Annotated in this window: 18 protein-coding genes; 14 read left to right on the forward strand and 4 right to left on the reverse strand. The window is 62.4% G+C overall.

The genetic code is table 11. The features are described from left to right. The first annotated feature begins 31 nt into the window (after positions 1 to 31). From acpS to AC3YMN_RS13645, 7 genes are all read left to right on the forward strand, one after another. On the forward strand, positions 32 to 451 hold the full coding sequence (gene acpS / locus AC3YMN_RS13615) for a holo-ACP synthase (RefSeq protein ID WP_489890416.1): 420 nt from the start codon (positions 32 to 34) through the stop codon (positions 449 to 451). Positions 452 to 480: 29 nt separating this feature from the next. Further along, positions 481 to 1,275: a signal peptidase I gene (gene lepB, locus AC3YMN_RS13620; protein WP_127752509.1), complete on the forward strand. Its 795-nt coding sequence runs from the start codon at positions 481 to 483 to the stop codon at positions 1,273 to 1,275. Beyond that, positions 1,272 to 1,979: a ribonuclease III gene (rnc, locus tag AC3YMN_RS13625; RefSeq protein ID WP_127752510.1), complete on the forward strand. Its 708-nt coding sequence runs from the start codon at positions 1,272 to 1,274 to the stop codon at positions 1,977 to 1,979. Before lepB ends, rnc begins: the two co-directional genes overlap by 4 nt. Then, on the forward strand, positions 1,976 to 2,896 hold the full coding sequence (gene era, locus AC3YMN_RS13630) for a GTPase Era (protein ID WP_489890417.1): 921 nt from the start codon (positions 1,976 to 1,978) through the stop codon (positions 2,894 to 2,896). The genes rnc and era overlap by 4 nt, the downstream gene beginning before the upstream one ends. A gap of 290 nt (positions 2,897 to 3,186) precedes the next feature. After that, positions 3,187 to 3,897 carry a DNA repair protein RecO gene (recO, locus tag AC3YMN_RS13635; RefSeq protein WP_489890418.1) on the forward strand — a complete coding sequence of 237 codons (711 nt, stop codon included), beginning with the start codon at positions 3,187 to 3,189 and terminating at the stop codon, positions 3,895 to 3,897. Between the two features lie 113 nt (positions 3,898 to 4,010). Next, entirely contained in the window at positions 4,011 to 6,308 is a 2,298-nt protein-coding gene (parC, locus tag AC3YMN_RS13640; RefSeq protein ID WP_172122886.1) for a DNA topoisomerase IV subunit A, read from the forward strand. Between the two features lie 29 nt (positions 6,309 to 6,337). Beyond that, positions 6,338 to 6,655 (forward strand): Dabb family protein, encoded by a 318-nt coding sequence (locus tag AC3YMN_RS13645; RefSeq protein WP_489890419.1) that lies wholly within the window; start codon positions 6,338 to 6,340, stop codon positions 6,653 to 6,655. Here AC3YMN_RS13645 and AC3YMN_RS13650 read toward each other — a convergent pair. The 3 genes from AC3YMN_RS13650 to hemB form a co-directional block, all read right to left on the reverse strand. Then, positions 6,652 to 7,389, reverse strand: a complete 738-nt coding sequence (locus tag AC3YMN_RS13650; protein ID WP_489890420.1) for an arginyltransferase — start codon at positions 7,387 to 7,389, stop codon at positions 6,652 to 6,654. The genes AC3YMN_RS13645 and AC3YMN_RS13650 overlap by 4 nt on opposite strands. Positions 7,390 to 7,450: 61 nt before the next feature. After that, positions 7,451 to 7,969, reverse strand: coding sequence for an RDD family protein (locus AC3YMN_RS13655; protein WP_489890421.1), 519 nt, complete (start codon positions 7,967 to 7,969; stop codon positions 7,451 to 7,453). 70 nt (positions 7,970 to 8,039) lie between these two features. Beyond that, positions 8,040 to 9,053, reverse strand: coding sequence for a porphobilinogen synthase (gene hemB / locus AC3YMN_RS13660; protein ID WP_489890422.1), 1,014 nt, complete (start codon positions 9,051 to 9,053; stop codon positions 8,040 to 8,042). 98 nt (positions 9,054 to 9,151) lie between these two features. Between hemB and AC3YMN_RS13665 the strand changes: the two genes are divergently transcribed. From AC3YMN_RS13665 to AC3YMN_RS13690, 6 genes are all read left to right on the forward strand, one after another. Then, a complete protein-coding gene (locus AC3YMN_RS13665; RefSeq protein ID WP_127752517.1) occupies positions 9,152 to 9,541 on the forward strand; it encodes a DUF6163 family protein in 390 nt (129 codons plus the stop codon). Between the two features lie 84 nt (positions 9,542 to 9,625). Then, positions 9,626 to 9,964 (forward strand): DUF4440 domain-containing protein, encoded by a 339-nt coding sequence (locus AC3YMN_RS13670; RefSeq protein WP_489890423.1) that lies wholly within the window; start codon positions 9,626 to 9,628, stop codon positions 9,962 to 9,964. A 38-nt stretch (positions 9,965 to 10,002) separates the two neighbouring features. Continuing rightward, positions 10,003 to 10,815, forward strand: coding sequence for a class D beta-lactamase (gene blaOXA, locus AC3YMN_RS13675; protein WP_489890424.1), 813 nt, complete (start codon positions 10,003 to 10,005; stop codon positions 10,813 to 10,815). Positions 10,816 to 11,055: 240 nt separating this feature from the next. Next, a complete protein-coding gene (ldtR, locus tag AC3YMN_RS13680; RefSeq protein ID WP_127752520.1) occupies positions 11,056 to 11,565 on the forward strand; it encodes a transcriptional regulator LdtR in 510 nt (169 codons plus the stop codon). 340 nt (positions 11,566 to 11,905) lie between these two features. Then, the gene (locus tag AC3YMN_RS13685) at positions 11,906 to 13,072 is read left to right on the forward strand and encodes a L,D-transpeptidase family protein (protein ID WP_489890425.1); all 1,167 of its coding nucleotides are present in this window, start codon (positions 11,906 to 11,908) and stop codon (positions 13,070 to 13,072) included. Between the two features lie 94 nt (positions 13,073 to 13,166). Next, a complete protein-coding gene (locus tag AC3YMN_RS13690; RefSeq protein ID WP_127752522.1) occupies positions 13,167 to 13,373 on the forward strand; it encodes a DUF6898 family protein in 207 nt (68 codons plus the stop codon). 42 nt (positions 13,374 to 13,415) lie between these two features. On the opposite strand, the gene AC3YMN_RS13695 is transcribed toward AC3YMN_RS13690, so the two are convergent. Beyond that, positions 13,416 to 13,832 (reverse strand): BA14K family protein, encoded by a 417-nt coding sequence (locus tag AC3YMN_RS13695; RefSeq protein WP_489890426.1) that lies wholly within the window; start codon positions 13,830 to 13,832, stop codon positions 13,416 to 13,418. A 184-nt stretch (positions 13,833 to 14,016) separates the two neighbouring features. Between AC3YMN_RS13695 and glyA the strand changes: the two genes are divergently transcribed. After that, entirely contained in the window at positions 14,017 to 15,318 is a 1,302-nt protein-coding gene (glyA, locus tag AC3YMN_RS13700) for a serine hydroxymethyltransferase (RefSeq protein ID WP_127752524.1), read from the forward strand. Positions 15,319 to 15,322 lie beyond the last annotated feature (4 nt).

Genomic DNA, 15,322 nt, shown 5'->3' on the forward strand with positions numbered 1-15,322 from the left:
TGCCAAACCCTGTCGCCGCCGGAGCCACGCCATGATCATCGGCTTGGGCTCGGACCTCTGCCAGATCAACCGCGTCGAGCAAACCCTTGCGCGCTTTGGCGACCGCTTCACCCAGCGCTGCTTCACTGAAATCGAGCAGCGCAAGTCCGATCGCCGCGCCGAGCGTGCCGCTTCCTACGCCAAGCGCTTCGCCGCCAAGGAGGCCTGCTCCAAGGCTCTGGGCACCGGCCTTAATTTCGGCGTCTATTGGCGCGACATGGGCGTAGTGAACCTTCCCTCGGGCAAACCCACAATGCAGCTCACCAATGGAGCGGCGCGGGCGCTGGAGCGTCTGGTTCCCCCCGGCCACGAGCCGCTGATCCACCTGACCATCACCGATGATGCCGGCTTGGCCCAAGCCTTCGTGATCATCGAAGCGGTGCCGGTTGACCAACCCACCACGACGCCTTAACGCTTCGGCGTAGCTTAACGGGATTATTCATGAGCCAGCCCGCCGGAAAAACTGTCAAGAAGGCCGAAACCAACGAGTGGTGGGATACCATTGTTGTTGTGGTCGAGGCCCTGCTGATCGCCATCGTGCTGCGCTCGTTTTTGTATCAGCCCTTTTCCATCCCCACCGCCTCCATGCAGCAGACGCTGATGATCGGCGACTACTTCGTCGCCAACAAATTCGTCTGGGGTTATGGCAAGCATTCCTTCTCGCTGGGACGCTACGGCGATTTCACGCTGCTCGATTTCGAGCTGCCTATCAACAGCCGCATCCTGGGGCGTGATCCCAATCGGGGCGATGTCGCGGTGTTCCGCCCGGTGCCGCAGAACATGGAATACATCAAGCGCATTGTCGGGCTCCCCGGCGATCGCATCCAGATGCGTGAGGGCCGCCTTTACATCAATGGCACCATGGTCGAGCGCGAGTTCATCGGCACTGCCATGGATACCGACAGCGAAGGCGATACGCGCGAAGTTGCCGTTTATCGCGAAACTTTTCCCGATGGTAACGTCCACACCATCCAGGAAATCGGCGATAACGGCCCGCTCGACAACACCCCCGAATATGTCGTTCCCGCCAGCCACTATTTCATGATGGGTGACAATCGCGACCGCTCCGCCGATAGCCGCGTCCTGTCTTCGGTCGGCTATGTGCCCGCAGTGAACCTGATCGGCAAGGCTGAAGCGCGCTTCTTCTCCATCAAGGACAATATCCCACCCTGGCAGCTCTGGCAGTGGCCGGCCAATGTGCGCTGGGACCGGATGTTCCAGCAAATCGACAAATGAGCCGGCGGGCCCGTTCTCACGAAAAGCTGCAGTTTCGACTGGGCTATCAGTTTGCCGACGAAGACCTGCTTGAACGGGCGCTGACTCATTCCAGCGCCGTTTCACCGTCGCGGCGCATCGAGCGTTCCTATCAGCGGCTCGAATTCCTGGGCGATCGGGTGCTTGGCCTCGTTGTGGCCGATATGCTTTACCGGCGCTATCCCAAGGCCAATGAGGGCGAGCTTTCGCGCACGCTCAATACCCTGGTGCGCAAGGAAACCTGCGCCGTCATCGCGCGCCAACTCGATCTCGGCTCCGAGCTGCGGCTGGGCGAAAGCGAGGCGCGCACCGGCGGCGCCCACAAGGAAGCCATTCTGGGCGATGTCACCGAAGCGGTGATCGGCGCGATTTTTTGCGATGGGGGGCTCGGCAAGGCCTATGAATTCGTCGAGCGCTTGTTTGAGGAATTCCTGAGCGAAGGCAATGCCGGCCGCGCCGATGCCAAAACGACGCTGCAGGAATGGGCCCAGGCGCGCGGGCTCGAGCCACCCGCCTATACCCAGACCGAGCGCACGGGTCCCGATCACGCGCCCGAATTCACCATCACCGTTTCCCTTGGGGATTTTGAGCCCCTCAGCGCCACCGGCCCTTCCAAGAAGATCGCCGAGCACAAGGCCGCCGAACTCTTCCTGGTGCGCCAGCAGGTCTGGAAGGATCCCGCATGACCGACATTACCCCCACTGACACCTCCTGCGGCTTCATCGCCCTGGTTGGCTCCCCTAACGCCGGCAAGTCGACGCTCCTCAATGCCCTTGTCGGCACCAAGGTCTCGATCGTTACCCACAAGGCCCAAACCACCCGCTCGCAGGTGCGCGGCGTCGTCACCATCGACAAGGCGCAACTGGTGTTCATCGACACCCCCGGCATCTTCACCCCCAAGCGCCGGCTCGAACGCGCCATGGTGGAAAGTGCCTGGGGCGGGGCAGGGGATGCGGACCTCGTCGCCTTCATCGTCGATGCCGAAAAGGGGCTGACGTCCGAGATCGAAACCTTGCTGGAAGGGCTGGCCAACGTCACCCATCCCAAGATGCTGATCCTCAACAAGATCGACACCATCAAGAACGAAGCTCTTCTGGCCCTCAGCCAGGCGATCAACGAGAAGGTGCGCTTTGAAGCGACCTTCATGATTTCGGCCCTTAAGGGCTATGGCGTCAGCGACTTCATGGATTGGTGTATCAAGCACATTCCGCCCGGCCCTTGGCACTTCCCCGAGGATCACCTCACCGATCTGACCATGGCGATCACCGCCGCCGAGATCACGCGCGAAAAGCTGTTCCTGCGCGTTCATGACGAGATCCCCTACAACGCTACGGTCGAGACCGAGAGCTTCAAGATCCAGAAGGACGGGTCCTACAAGATCGACCAGGTGGTCTATGTCACCCGTGATAGCCACAAGAAGATCGTCTTGGGTGCCGGCGGGCAAACCATCAAGGCCATCGGCGCGGAATCCCGCAAGGAGCTGATGGCGATGTACGAAGTCCCCATCCACCTCTTCCTCTTCGTCAAGGTGCGCGAAAAATGGGCCGACGACCCCGAGCGCTACCGCGAAATGGGCCTGGAATTCCCCCATGGGAAAAACTGAGCGCTTCGCCTTTCTGCATCTGAGCTCTCAGTCGACACCCTCCCCCTCGCGGGGAGGGATCAAGGGTGGGGGGCGGCTGGCCAGTGAGCCGGGGCTCTTGCACCCCCTCCCATCCTCCCCCATCAAGGGGGAAGTGCTGGCCCAGTGCGTTCCCGGCGCCCTTCCACGGCCCAGTCGGGTGAAAGCTCTCTTGTCACCGGGCCTCCAGTCGACACCCTCCCCCTTGTGGGGAGGGATCAAGGGAGGGGGTCCCTCAGTGCCTCGCCAAAGCCCCCGGACCTCCCCCTGAAATGGAATGGACCGGCGAAGGCCTGCTGATCGGGGTGCGGCGCCATGGCGAAACCAGCCTCGTGGCTGAAGCCATGGTGGCCGGGCGCGGCCGCCATTTGGGCCTCGTGCGCGGCGGTCGCTCTTCCAAGCTTGCGGCCGCCCTCCAGCCCGGCAACACCGTGCAACTGGTCTGGCGCGCGCGCCTCGAGGATCATCTCGGCATCTTTGCCGTGGAACTCCTCACCGGCCGCGCCGCCATCCTCATGGCCGACAAGGCCCGGCTCTACCTCAGCCAGCTCGTCTGCGAACTGCTGCGCCTGCTGCCCGAACGCGACCCCCATGATCGCCTCCTCGCCATGGCGCTGGGTCTGCTCGATCGCCCGCTCGATGGCATGGCGCTCGCCCGCTTTGAGATTGCCGTGCTCGACGAACTGGGTTTCGGGCTCGATCTCTCCGCCTGCGCCGCTACCGGCGTTACGGACGATCTGACCCATGTGTCCCCCCGCACGGGTCGCGCCGTTTCCAGCGCCGCCGCCCAGCCCTATCTTGATCGCCTGTTGTCCTTGCCCCCCTTCCTGCTGAACGAAGACGACACTGCCTCTCCTGCTGAGCTGGCCGCCGCGTTTCGCCTTTCGGCCCATTTCCTCGATCTGCATGTCTGGTATCCCCGCCAGCTGGCGCCACCTGCGACGCGTGAAACCCTGGTTGCAATCCTCACCACCGCCGCTTAGCGGCCAAGCGGGGCCGCAGCACCGCAATGTCTGGGCAAAAACCCCAGAAACCCTGCGCATTGGGGGCTTTGCGGCTATAGTGTTTCCCGATTCGTTCTCCTGAAAGTGCTGTGATGTCAGACGCCGATACACTTCCGCCCGCCGACAACCAGCGCGTTGTCGATCTGCGGCAGGCGCTGGAAGAACGCTATCTCAGCTATGCGCTGTCCACGATCACCCAGCGCGCGCTGCCCGATGCGCGTGACGGGCTCAAGCCCGTCCACCGCCGCATCATCCACGCCATGCGCCTGCTCAAGCTCGATCCCAATCAGGGCTACAAGAAATCGGCCCGTATCGTCGGCGACGTGATCGGTAAGTTCCACCCCCACGGCGACCAGTCGATCTACGACGCGCTGGTGCGCCTCGCCCAGGACTTTGCCCTGCGCTACCCGCTGGTCGACGGACAGGGGAACTTCGGCAATATCGACGGCGATTCCGCCGCCGCCATGCGTTACACCGAATCGCGCATGACCGAAGTGGCGACGCGCCTCCTTGAAGGCATCACCGAAGACGCCATCGATTTTCGCCCCACCTATGATGGCGAAGACGAAGAGCCGGTGGTGCTCCCCGCCAATTTCCCCAATCTCCTTGCCAACGGCTCCACCGGCATCGCCGTGGGCATGGCGACCTCCGTGCCGCCCCATAACCTCGTCGAGCTGTGCAATGCCGCGCTCAAGCTGATCCACAATCCGGCGGCCACGGTCGATGAACTGATCCATCGCGATTTCGCGGCTCCCCCCAGCAACGAAGATCTGGTGCGCGGCCCCGATTTCCCCACCGGCGGCCAGCTGGTTGAAACCCGCTCCGCCATTGTCCACGCCTATGAAACCGGCCGCGGCTCGTTCCGCCTGCGCGCCCAATGGAGCAAGGAAGAAAAGGGCCGCGGCGTTTACAACATCGTCGTCACCCAGATCCCCTATGGCGTGCAAAAGTCGCGGCTGGTCGAAAAGATCGCCGAGCTGCTGCTCGCCAAGAAACTGCCCCTCCTCAAGGATGTGCGCGACGAAAGCTCGGACGATATCCGCCTCGTCCTTGAGCCGCGCGCGGGCACCGTCGATGCCGTGATCCTCATGGAGCAACTCTTCCGCGTCACCGATCTTGAGGTCCGCTTCCCGCTCAATCTCAACGTGCTCGATCGCGGCACGCTGCCGCGCGTGATGAGCCTGGCCGATGCGCTCAAGGCCTGGCTCGACCACCGCAAGATCGTGCTGGTGCGCCGCTCGCAGCACCGGCTGCAGCAGATCGCCAACCGCCTCGAAGTGCTTGAAGGCTATATCATTGCCTATCTCAACCTCGACGAGGTGATCCGCATCATCCGCGAGGAGGACGATGCCAAGGCCTCGTTGATGGCGACCTTCTCGCTCACCGACAACCAGGCCGAAGCCATCCTCAACATGCGCCTGCGCTCCTTGCGCAAGCTCGAGGAACTGGAACTGCGCCAGGAGCACAAGAACCTGACGGCCGAAAAGGGCCGCCTTGAAGCGCTGCTCGCTTCCGACAAGCGCCAATGGGGCGAAATCGCCAAGCAGGTCGAAGCCCTCAAGAAGGCCTATCCGCTTTTTGCGGAGGACGGCTCGCCCCATCCGCTGGGCGCCCGCCGCTCCATCCATGGCGCCGCCCCCAATGCCGATCACGCCGAAATCACCACCGCCTTTATCGAGCGCGAGCCGATCACCGTGGTTCTGTCGGAAAAAGGCTGGATCCGCAGCCTCAAGGGTCATGACGCCGCCATCGACGAAAAGGGCTTCAAGGCCGGCGACCGCCTCAAGCTCGCCTTCAACGCCGAAACCACCGACAAGCTCCTGATGCTGACCACCGGCGGCAAGGTTTATACCCTCTTTGGCGACAAGCTGCCGGGCGGGCGCGGCCAGGGTGAGCCGGTGCGCATCATGGTGGATATGGATGAGGACCAGGACATCGTGTCCCTCTTCGTGCATCGCCCCGGCGCCAAGCGCATCATCGCTTCGTCCAATGGCTACGGCTTTGTCGTGGGTGAGGACGAGATGATCGCCAATACCCGCAAGGGCAAGCAGATCCTCAATGTCACCGCCCCCGATGAAGCGCGCCTGCTCGTGCCCTGCGAGGGCGACCGGGTCGCCGTGATCGGGCAGAACCGCAAGCTCCTCGTCTTCCCCCTGAGCCAGCTCGCCACCATGAACCGCGGCCGCGGCGTGCGCCTGCAGCGCTACAAGGATGGTGGCATTTCCGATCTCAAATGCTTCTTTATCGCCGATGGCCTGACCTGGACCGATAGTTCTGGGCGCACCTTCACCAAGCCAGCCGAAGAGCTCACCGACTGGATGGGCGATCGCGCCGCCGCCGGCCGCCAGCCCCCCAACGGCTTCCCCCGTAACAACAAATTCGTCGGCTAGCACACCGACCCGCACCCGAAAGCCCGGCCATGATCCGCCATTGCGTCTTCTTCCGCTTCCGCCCCGAAGTGCCCCAGGACGAGCGCGATGCCATCTATGCCGGGCTCAATGCGCTGGTCGGCCGCCTTCCGGGCCTCTTGTCCGCCCAGTTCGGCCCCAATGCCTCGCCCGAAGGGTTGGGGCAGGGCTTCAACCATGGCTTCATCATGGATTTTGCCGATGACGCGGCCCGCGATCATTACCTGGTCGACCCCGATCATGCGCAAGCCGGCGCCCGCCTCGTTGCCGCCCTCCAGGGCGGCCGCGACGGCCTCATCGTCTTTGATCTGGAGATGAACGGAGCCTAGGCCGCTTCCTCGAGCCGGCACCAGCCCAGTGTGCCTTTTTGCACTTCCAGGGGCTGGAACTGCGCCTTGTAGGCCATTTTCGGCGAGTTCTTCACCCAATAGCCCAGATACACATAATCGAGCCCCGCGGCGCGTACCTGGGCGATATGATCAAGGATCAGGAACGTGCCCATGCTACGATGGGCCAGGTCCGGATCGTAGAAACTGTAGACCATCGAGAGCCCATCGGGCATCACATCGGTCAGCGCCACTGCCACCAGCGGCATATCCGGGTGGTTGCGCAGCCGATATTCCACCAGCACCGATTGCACGGGCGTGTCCTCGACCATGTATTCATAGTCGACAAAGCTCATCTGCGTCATGCCGCCCCCGGCATGGCGGGAATCGAGATAGCGCTTGAAGAGGTCGTATTGCTCTGATGTCGCCGTGGTTGGGCGCACTTCGATGGCGAGGTCGTCATTGTTGCGCAGCACGCGTCGGAAGCGCTTGGACGGCTCGAAGGCGTCGGCCACGATCCGCACCGATTGGCAGGCGCAGCAATTCTCGCAGGCCGGGCGATAGATCAGGTTCTGGCTGCGCCGGAACCCGTTCTCGCTGAGCAGGTGATGCAGGCTCGCTGCCCGCCGCCCCGACAAATGGGTAAAGAGCTTGCGCTCCTGCTTGCCGGGCAAATAGGGGCACGGCATCGCTGCGGTCAAAAAGAGCTGGGTCGTTTCTGGTGTCTGGTCGGTCAACGCGGGACCTTTAGCTGCCAAGACGGGAACTGTAATCCGCTCCCGTCCGCCCTGCAATCGTTCAATATGCTTGGTTCATGCGCGCGCGCTGCATCCGCCAGTGGCGCTCCATGGGGGAGCGACGCAGCATCAGCGTGCCGGTCAACAAATCGTGGATCATCTGCCGGCGCGGCGTGAACAGCGCAAACAGCAGCGACACGGGCCAGGAGATCCAGACCGTGACCCAGAACACCGCGGCATGCAGGATCGCCATCCCGCCATTGAGCGGCTGCCCGCGCGCCGGCGTCAGCACCAGATCCATCATCTGCATGCCCACGGTCGCCCGCCGGGCCGAACCCAGGGTGACAGCATAATACAGGATGACGGACAGCGGCACGACCAGCGCCAGGGCACCCCAGGCCAGCCCGAAGGTCAGGAAGCCGGCGATCAGCCCGACAAAGCTCAGCACCAGGACGATAACGCCCATGATGACGAGGTCGATCAGATAAGCCGACACCCGCCGCGTCAGCAGGCCCTGGAACAGTTCCGGGGCCGTCGCGGGATCGGGCAGGGCAGGGGCGGCGGAGTAAGTTTGGTTCATGATCGATAAATCGTCATGGCCGCGTCCCTGTGCAAGACCTTCGCTTAAAGGAATGCGCAGGTGGGAGCGCTTACTCGCCCAGCGCCCGCGCCACTTCCAACGCATAATAGGTCAAAACGCCATTGGCGCCCGCGCGCTTGAAGCCATGGAGGCTCTCGAGGATCGCGGCGCCCCGATCGATCGCGCCCGCCGCGGCGGCCATCTCGATCATCGCGTATTCCCCGCTCACCTGATAGGCATAGATGGGGATGTTGAAGCTGTCCTTGGCGCGCCTGATGATGTCGAGATAGGGCATGCCCGGCTTGACCATCACGCTATCGGCGCCTTCGGCGATATCCTGCTCGATTTCGCGCAGCGCCTCGTCCGAATTAGAATAATCCATCTGGTAGGTCAGCTTGTCGCCCTTGAGCCGGCTGCCCGAACCCACCGCTTCCCGGAACGGCCCGTAAAAGCACGAGGCATATTTGGCTGAATAAGCCATGATCTGAGTGTCGTCGAACCCTTCGGCATCGAGCACCTGCCGGATCGCGCCCACGCGTCCATCCATCATGTCCGAGGGCGCAATAATATCGGCGCCCGCCTGCAGCTGCACCAGCGCCGAGCGGATCATCACCGATACGGTCTCGTCATTGAGTACGCGGCCGTCCTGCACCAGCCCGTCCTGCCCATCGCTGGAGTACTCGTCCAGCGCCACATCGGCGATGAGCCCAATCTCGGGCACCGCGCTCTTGATGGCGCTCAGCGCCTGGCACATCAGATTGCCCGAGTTATAGGCCTCTTCGGCCCCTTCGCTGCGCAGATGGTCGGGCGTATTGGGGAATAGCGCCAGCGCCGGAATGCCCGCATCGCGCGCTTCGCGCGCTGCTGCCACGCACAAATCCACGCTCAGCCGCTCCACACCCGGCATCGTCTCGATGCTCGAGCGCTCATTGCTGCCCTCGATCACGAACAGGGGCCAGATCAGGTCAGCGGGGGTGAGCATGGTTTCGCGCACCATTGCCCGGCTCCACGCCGATTGCCTTGTCCGGCGCAGCCGCCGCCCGTCAAGGAACCCCATATCGTGCTTCTGCCAATACTCGGCCATCACTAAAACTCCTTTGCGCCCATATCCATAGCAGCGCCCGCGCTCCCCCGAAAGACATTGCCTTGTCCAGTGCTTTGCAGAGGGTTAGAACTGCGCGCATGGAATTCAACGCCCGCTCCACCGCCCTTTATGTCCGCGTCATTGCCCTGGTGAGCCTGATGCTCGGCCTCAACGATGCGGCACGCCTCCTTGGCGTGCAGCTGGGGGCACAAAGCCCGATCGAAGCCTGGGGCGTCACTGGCTTTGTCTATCTCGCCATTTTCGCCGGCGCCCGGCTCTTTGCCGCAGTGGGCCTTTGGATCAAGGCGAGCTGGGGCGCGGTGCTCCTCGTCGGCGCCACCGGCGTCGAGCTCGTGCTCTACCTGCTCGGCAATCCCGATGTCACCATGACCGCACCCGGCTTTGCCGTGCGCCTGTTCCTCGTCGCCGCCATCATCGTGCTCTTTGCGCTCAACTGGCGCCACCGCCGCGCCCAGGCCGCCGACTGACGCCCCCATCGGCATTGCCGCGCTCCTGCCACGCTGTTGCGAAACCATGGCACCGAGACCGCAATCAACCGGGGGAGGTTTCCAGTGGATGACCTTTGGCAGATCGAGCGTAGCCTCTGGCTCGATGGCGTTGAGGCTTACCGGGCCCATATGGCCGGCCAGTGCCTGATGGCCTTCGGCCCGGTGGGGACCATGGCTAACGCGGCAATCCTTTCCAGTCTCGAGCACGCGCCGCGCTGGTCCAGCGTTGCCTTTGCCAGTCAAATCGCCATCCGACCTGGCGACGTTCTGGCTGTTTTGTCCTATGAAGCGCTGGCCGAGCGCGCCGGCGCCCCGCCTTACCGCGCTCTCTGCACCTCGACTTACCTTCGCCAGCCCCAGGGCTGGAAGATCGTGCAGCATCAGCAAACCCAGCTCTCCTGAGCCTGCCCAAAACTTTCACCCGATCTCCTGGAGTGTTCATGCAGCCCGCCGTTTTTGTCCTTGCCGCTGCTCTCCTGCTGCTGCCACTGCAGGCAACTCAGGCCAAGACCATCTGCACTGTTGTGGCCGATGCGGAGAGTGGCACCATCCTGCTGGAAGAGGGGGATTGCCGCACCCGCGTCACCCCGGCATCGACCTTCAAGCTAGCGTTGAGCGCGATGGGCTATGACGCCGGCGTTCTCTCCAATGCCACTACGCCTACCCTCCCGTTCCAGCCCGGCTACCCCGATTGGGGTGGGCCGGAGTGGCAGCAGCCCACCAACCCGCTGCGCTGGATGAAGCATTCCGTGGTCTGGTTCTCCCAACAGATCGCCGCAAAGCTTGGCGTCGAGCGCCTGCAGGGCTACGCCCAGGATTTCGGCTACGGCAATGCCGACTTCGCCGGCGATCCCGGTCAGGACAATGCCCTTGAGCGCGCCTGGATTAGCTCGTCCCTCCAGATCGCCCCGGTCGAGCAGGTGGCGTTCTTGCGCCACCTCGTCAATGGCACTCTGCCGGTGGAGCGGCACGCAATCGACATGACCATGGCCATTGTCGAGAGTTGGCCGACCTCCGCTGGCTGGACGGTTTCTGGCAAGACCGGATCGGCCTATCCGCGCCGGGCTGATGGCTCGTTCGACCGCGCCAGGGGCTGGGGATGGTTCGTCGGCTGGGCCGAGCACGACACCCGGCGCCTGGTCTTCGCGCGCCTCCTGCAGGACGAGGAGCGGCAGCGCAGTTCAGGGGGAATCCGGGCGCGCAACGACGTATTGGAGCACTGGGATGAACTTGTCGTGAGGCTTCCTCAGTAGAGCTCGCCGAGCCGGCACATGAAGCCACTGCCACCCGACGTTTTCACGAGGTTTTCCTCCTTAACTCCCTCTTTAGGTTACAATTGTGTTGGTGGGTGTAACGAAGAATAAAGCCAAATTCTCGTTGTTTTCCCGTAAGATAGTTTTAAGCGTGTGGCTTAGGCGCATGTTAGCGGGGGACGCCATATTTTCCTCTCATGAGATGCGAAAAGTCGCACGGACAGCAACAGCGAGGCTCAAATGGTAGGCAAATCGAACGCCAGCGAGGCCATGGTACCCGAGCAGCCCAAGCGGCTGAAGCCACTCTATCTGGAAGCCGTTTCACGCGTTGAACGGCTGCATCGCCGCCTGCTCGACCTGATCAAGGACGAGTTTGACCGCATGGGTTGGGACGACATCAACCCGGTTCAGGCGCTGCTGATGTTCAACATCGGCGATGCGGAACTGACTGCAGGGGAGCTGCGCTCGCGGGGCTATTACCTGGGATCCAACGTTTCCTATAACCTCAAGAAACTCGTCGAAAGCGGCTATATCTTCCAGGAACGCTCGCGTTCGGACCGCCGCTCGGTGCGCATCAAGCTTTCCCCCAAGGGTGAGGAAGTGGCCGAGGTGATCGACGAACTTTATGACCGTCATCTCAAATCCATCGACAAGGTCGGTGGTCTGGGGGATGACGAGTTTGACGGCCTCAACAAGGCCCTCGCGCGCCTCGAACGCTTCTGGGTCGATCAGATCCTCTACAAGCTCTAGGCTCGTCTTAGTAAAACTGTAGCAATGGTGCCACACACCAAGTGAAACGCTGGCCTCGGCCGGCGTTTACTTATTTGTGCCGCAAACTCACGACACAGCGCTGGTTACGCGGTTGAAACCATTTCCCGCGTAATGATGGTTCCTGAATTCTAAAGCTCGCCCGTTCGGGTGACCCTGGCGGTGGGCTGCGGAACACGATGGTAAGACCCTCGCAACTCGCGACGGGCAAATTGGATGTGTTTAGATGCGGTTGAATCGACGTTCACTCCTCCGGTCCATGGCCGTTGCCGGAGCCAGCGCTGCCCTTCCTTCCGCCGTTTGGGCGCAGGACGGCAGCATCTTGGATCTGTTCTCGGGCAATCGGACCCTGCGCGAAATCGACTCCGACGGCAACACGGCCGCCGCCGAAGCCTTGATTGCGACCAATGAGCCGATCCTGTCCTTTGATACGGCCTATAATCTGCAGCTGGCGATCTCCCAGTATGAGCCCTTTGTCGCCGCCGGCGGCTGGGAAGAAGTCCCGCAGGAAGCTTATGGCCTGTCCAGCGGCAAGAAGGGCAAGCCGGCCATCGCGCTCAAGCGCCGCCTGATCTCGTCGGGCGATATGGCGCTGGTAGAAAATGTCGATGATGTGGTCGATGAAGTCACCGATCGCGGCATCCGCACCTTCCAGGCGCGCCACGGCCTCATCGTCAACGGCAAGATCGACGAGCCCACCTGGTACGCCCTCAACGTTCCCGCCCAGACGCGCCTCAACCAGCTCTACCTGAACTTCCAGCGGGTGCAGAACCTCGCGCCCAACCTGTCCGAGCGCTATGTGGTGGTCAACATCCCCGCCGCCACCATCGAGGCGGTTGCTGGCGGCATGGTCGAGCAGCGCCACGTCGCCGTTGTCGGCCGTGTCGATCGCGCCACCCCGATCATGGCCAGCAAGATCAGCCAGATCAACTTCAATCCCTATTGGCACGTGCCCAAGTCGCTGGTCCGCAAGGACCTGACCAAGTACATGCAGGAAAACCCCAACTACTTGGCCGAGCAGAACATCTTCATCTATGATGGCTCGGGCAACAAGATCGATCCTGCCACGATCAACTGGGCCAATATCAGCGATGCAGAAGTGAACTACATGTATCGCCAGGAGCCAGGCGCCGCCAACTCCATGGGCCACTGCAAGATCAACTTCTATAACCCCTATGACTGCTACCTGCACGACACCCCGACCAAGGCTCTGTTCGGCGAAAATGCACGGTTCCACTCTTCGGGCTGCGTGCGCGTCGAAAGCGTGCATCAGCTGGTGAGCTGGCTGTTGCGGGACAATGGTGACTGGACCCAGGACCGGGTCAACGCCACCTTCGAATCGCTGCAGCGTCTCGACGTCAAGTGCGAGGGTCAGGTGCCGATCCACACCACCTACATCACGGCCTGGGCCAACCGGCAGGGTACCGTTAGCTTCCGCGACGACGTTTACAACTTCGACGCGCAGGGCAAGACGACCTTCGAAGCCTAAGCGACGCACCTATCGAGGCCCTCCTTCGGGAGGGCCTTTTTTGTATGGTCCACAATTGAGGGCAGGGCGGGAGTAGCATCCGCCCGGAGACAAGATGAACGACGTTCAGGTTCTGTTTGAATTCGTTCAGGTTGGCGCCCAGATGCGCGTCGCGGCCATCGACAGCGCCACTGGGACCGAGGTCGTGGTGATCACACCGGCCGCCGCAACCCGCACCCAGATGCAGCAAGTCGCGCTCGCCAAACTTCGCCGGCGGCTCGCCGAAACGCCGGCACCCGCCGCAACACCACGTCTGTTCTAGTAAAAAGCCCGGCAAACCCGGGCTTTTTGGAGGAGCTAGCTGCTAGAGATTGCAGCGGTGACGATAGCCGTCATAGCCGAGGAACGTATCGGTGCGCGCATCATAGGAGCGATAGCGCGCATAGCAGGCCCGAACATGGGCACTATAGGACGGCCCGTAATCATAAACCGGGCCAATCAAGCGATCACCCCGGCGATTGTCGTTGGCGATGGCTCCGCCCACGATTGCGCCAAGGCCAAAGCCCAGCACACCGGCGGCAACTGCGCCACCGCCATTACCGCGCCAGCCGCGATGATGATGCCGACGCGGGCGCCAGTCGCCCCGATCATGCCAGTCGCGATCGTGCCAGCCGCGATCATGGCGACTGAACAGGCCCTGCGCCTCGGCGGGGACCGATCCGGAAAAGGCCAGCAAGCCGGCCATAGCTACGGCGCCTACGGTATTGATGATGGTTTTCATGATAAACTCCTGCCCCCACGTGGCCGGCCTATCCGGTCTCCAACTGCTAAAATGATCCAGCGGCCCGCAAGTTGCGTCACATAAGCGAATAGCTAACGCGCCCTTGGATTGAGCCCGCGCTTTGTGCTACAGGCTGCGCCATACCACCCACCATAACCCAATATCTTGGATTCTGGAGTACGCCATGAGCGCTGCTGCCTCTCTTCCGCTCTTTCCTCGGTTCTTCTCCGCCGGTCTGGCAGAAACCGATCCTGAAATCGCGGGCGCTATCAGCAGCGAACTGGGTCGGCAGCAGCACGAAATCGAGCTGATTGCTTCGGAAAACATCGTCTCGCGCGCTGTGCTTGAAGCCCAGGGCTCGATCATGACCAACAAATATGCCGAGGGTTATCCGGGCAAGCGCTACTATGGCGGCTGCCAGTTTGTGGATATTGCCGAAAACCTCGCCATCGAGCGGGCCAAGCAGCTGTTTGGCGCCGGCTTTGCCAATGTGCAGCCCAATTCCGGCTCGCAGATGAACCAGGCCGTGTTCCTGGCGTTGCTGCAGCCCGGCGACACCTTTATGGGCCTCGACCTCAATTCGGGCGGGCACCTGACGCATGGTTCGCCCGTCAACATGAGCGGCAAGTGGTTCAACGTCGTGTCCTATGGCGTGCGCCCCGATGATCACCTCCTTGATATGGACGAAGTTGAGCGCCTCGCCCACGAGCACAAGCCCAAGCTGATCCTGGCCGGCGGCACCGCCTATTCCCGCTTCTGGGACTGGGCGCGCTTCCGCCAAATCGCCGACGCGGTTGGCGCTTACCTGATGGTCGATATGGCCCACATCGCCGGTCTCGTTGCCGGCGGTGTCCATCCCTCCCCAGTGCCCCATGCCCATGTGGTCACCACCACCACGCATAAATCACTGCGCGGTCCGCGCGGCGGCATGATCCTCACCAATGACGCGGACATCGCCAAGAAGGTGAACTCCGCCGTGTTCCCAGGCCTGCAGGGCGGGCCCCTGATGCATGTGATCGCCGCCAAGGCCGTCGCCTTCAAGGAAGCGCTGCAGCCCGAGTTCCGCGCTTATGCGCAGCAAGTCGTCACCAATGCCCGTGCTTTGGCCGAAACGCTCAAGTCCCACGGGCTCGATGTTGTCTCGGGCGGCACTGACAACCACCTTATGCTTGTGGATCTGCGCAAAAAGAACGCCACGGGCAAGCGCGCAGAGCAGGGGCTTGGCCGCGCCTATATCACCTGCAACAAGAACGGCATTCCCTTCGATCCGGAAAAGCCATTCGTGACTTCGGGCATTCGCCTCGGCACGCCCGCCGGCACCACCCGCGGCTTTGGCGTCGCTGAATTCCAGGAAATCGGCAACCTCATCGTTGAGGTTCTCGATGGTTTGCGTGAAGCCAATTCCGAAGAGGGCAATGCCATGGTCGAAGCCGCGGTGCGCGACAAGGTCGTCGCCCTCACCAACCGCTTCCCGATCTACCAGTAAGGCT

The sequence above is a fragment of the Devosia sp. Z11_6 genome (assembly GCF_058133665.1).

Coding starts and splice junctions, on each gene's coding strand:
- lepB (WP_127752509.1), top strand. CDS start 481: ATGAGCCAGCCCGCCGGAAAAACTGTCAAGAAGGCCGAAACCAACGAG.
- parC (WP_172122886.1), top strand. CDS start 4,011: ATGTCAGACGCCGATACACTTCCGCCCGCCGACAACCAGCGCGTTGTC.
- era (WP_489890417.1), top strand. CDS start 1,976: ATGACCGACATTACCCCCACTGACACCTCCTGCGGCTTCATCGCCCTG.
- AC3YMN_RS13695 (WP_489890426.1), bottom strand. CDS start 13,832: ATGAAAACCATCATCAATACCGTAGGCGCCGTAGCTATGGCCGGCTTG.
- AC3YMN_RS13645 (WP_489890419.1), top strand. CDS start 6,338: ATGATCCGCCATTGCGTCTTCTTCCGCTTCCGCCCCGAAGTGCCCCAG.
- hemB (WP_489890422.1), bottom strand. CDS start 9,053: ATGGCCGAGTATTGGCAGAAGCACGATATGGGGTTCCTTGACGGGCGG.
- glyA (WP_127752524.1), top strand. CDS start 14,017: ATGAGCGCTGCTGCCTCTCTTCCGCTCTTTCCTCGGTTCTTCTCCGCC.
- AC3YMN_RS13665 (WP_127752517.1), top strand. CDS start 9,152: ATGGAATTCAACGCCCGCTCCACCGCCCTTTATGTCCGCGTCATTGCC.
- blaOXA (WP_489890424.1), top strand. CDS start 10,003: ATGCAGCCCGCCGTTTTTGTCCTTGCCGCTGCTCTCCTGCTGCTGCCA.
- AC3YMN_RS13655 (WP_489890421.1), bottom strand. CDS start 7,969: ATGAACCAAACTTACTCCGCCGCCCCTGCCCTGCCCGATCCCGCGACG.
- rnc (WP_127752510.1), top strand. CDS start 1,272: ATGAGCCGGCGGGCCCGTTCTCACGAAAAGCTGCAGTTTCGACTGGGC.
- AC3YMN_RS13690 (WP_127752522.1), top strand. CDS start 13,167: ATGAACGACGTTCAGGTTCTGTTTGAATTCGTTCAGGTTGGCGCCCAG.
- ldtR (WP_127752520.1), top strand. CDS start 11,056: ATGGTAGGCAAATCGAACGCCAGCGAGGCCATGGTACCCGAGCAGCCC.
- acpS (WP_489890416.1), top strand. CDS start 32: ATGATCATCGGCTTGGGCTCGGACCTCTGCCAGATCAACCGCGTCGAG.
- recO (WP_489890418.1), top strand. CDS start 3,187: ATGGAATGGACCGGCGAAGGCCTGCTGATCGGGGTGCGGCGCCATGGC.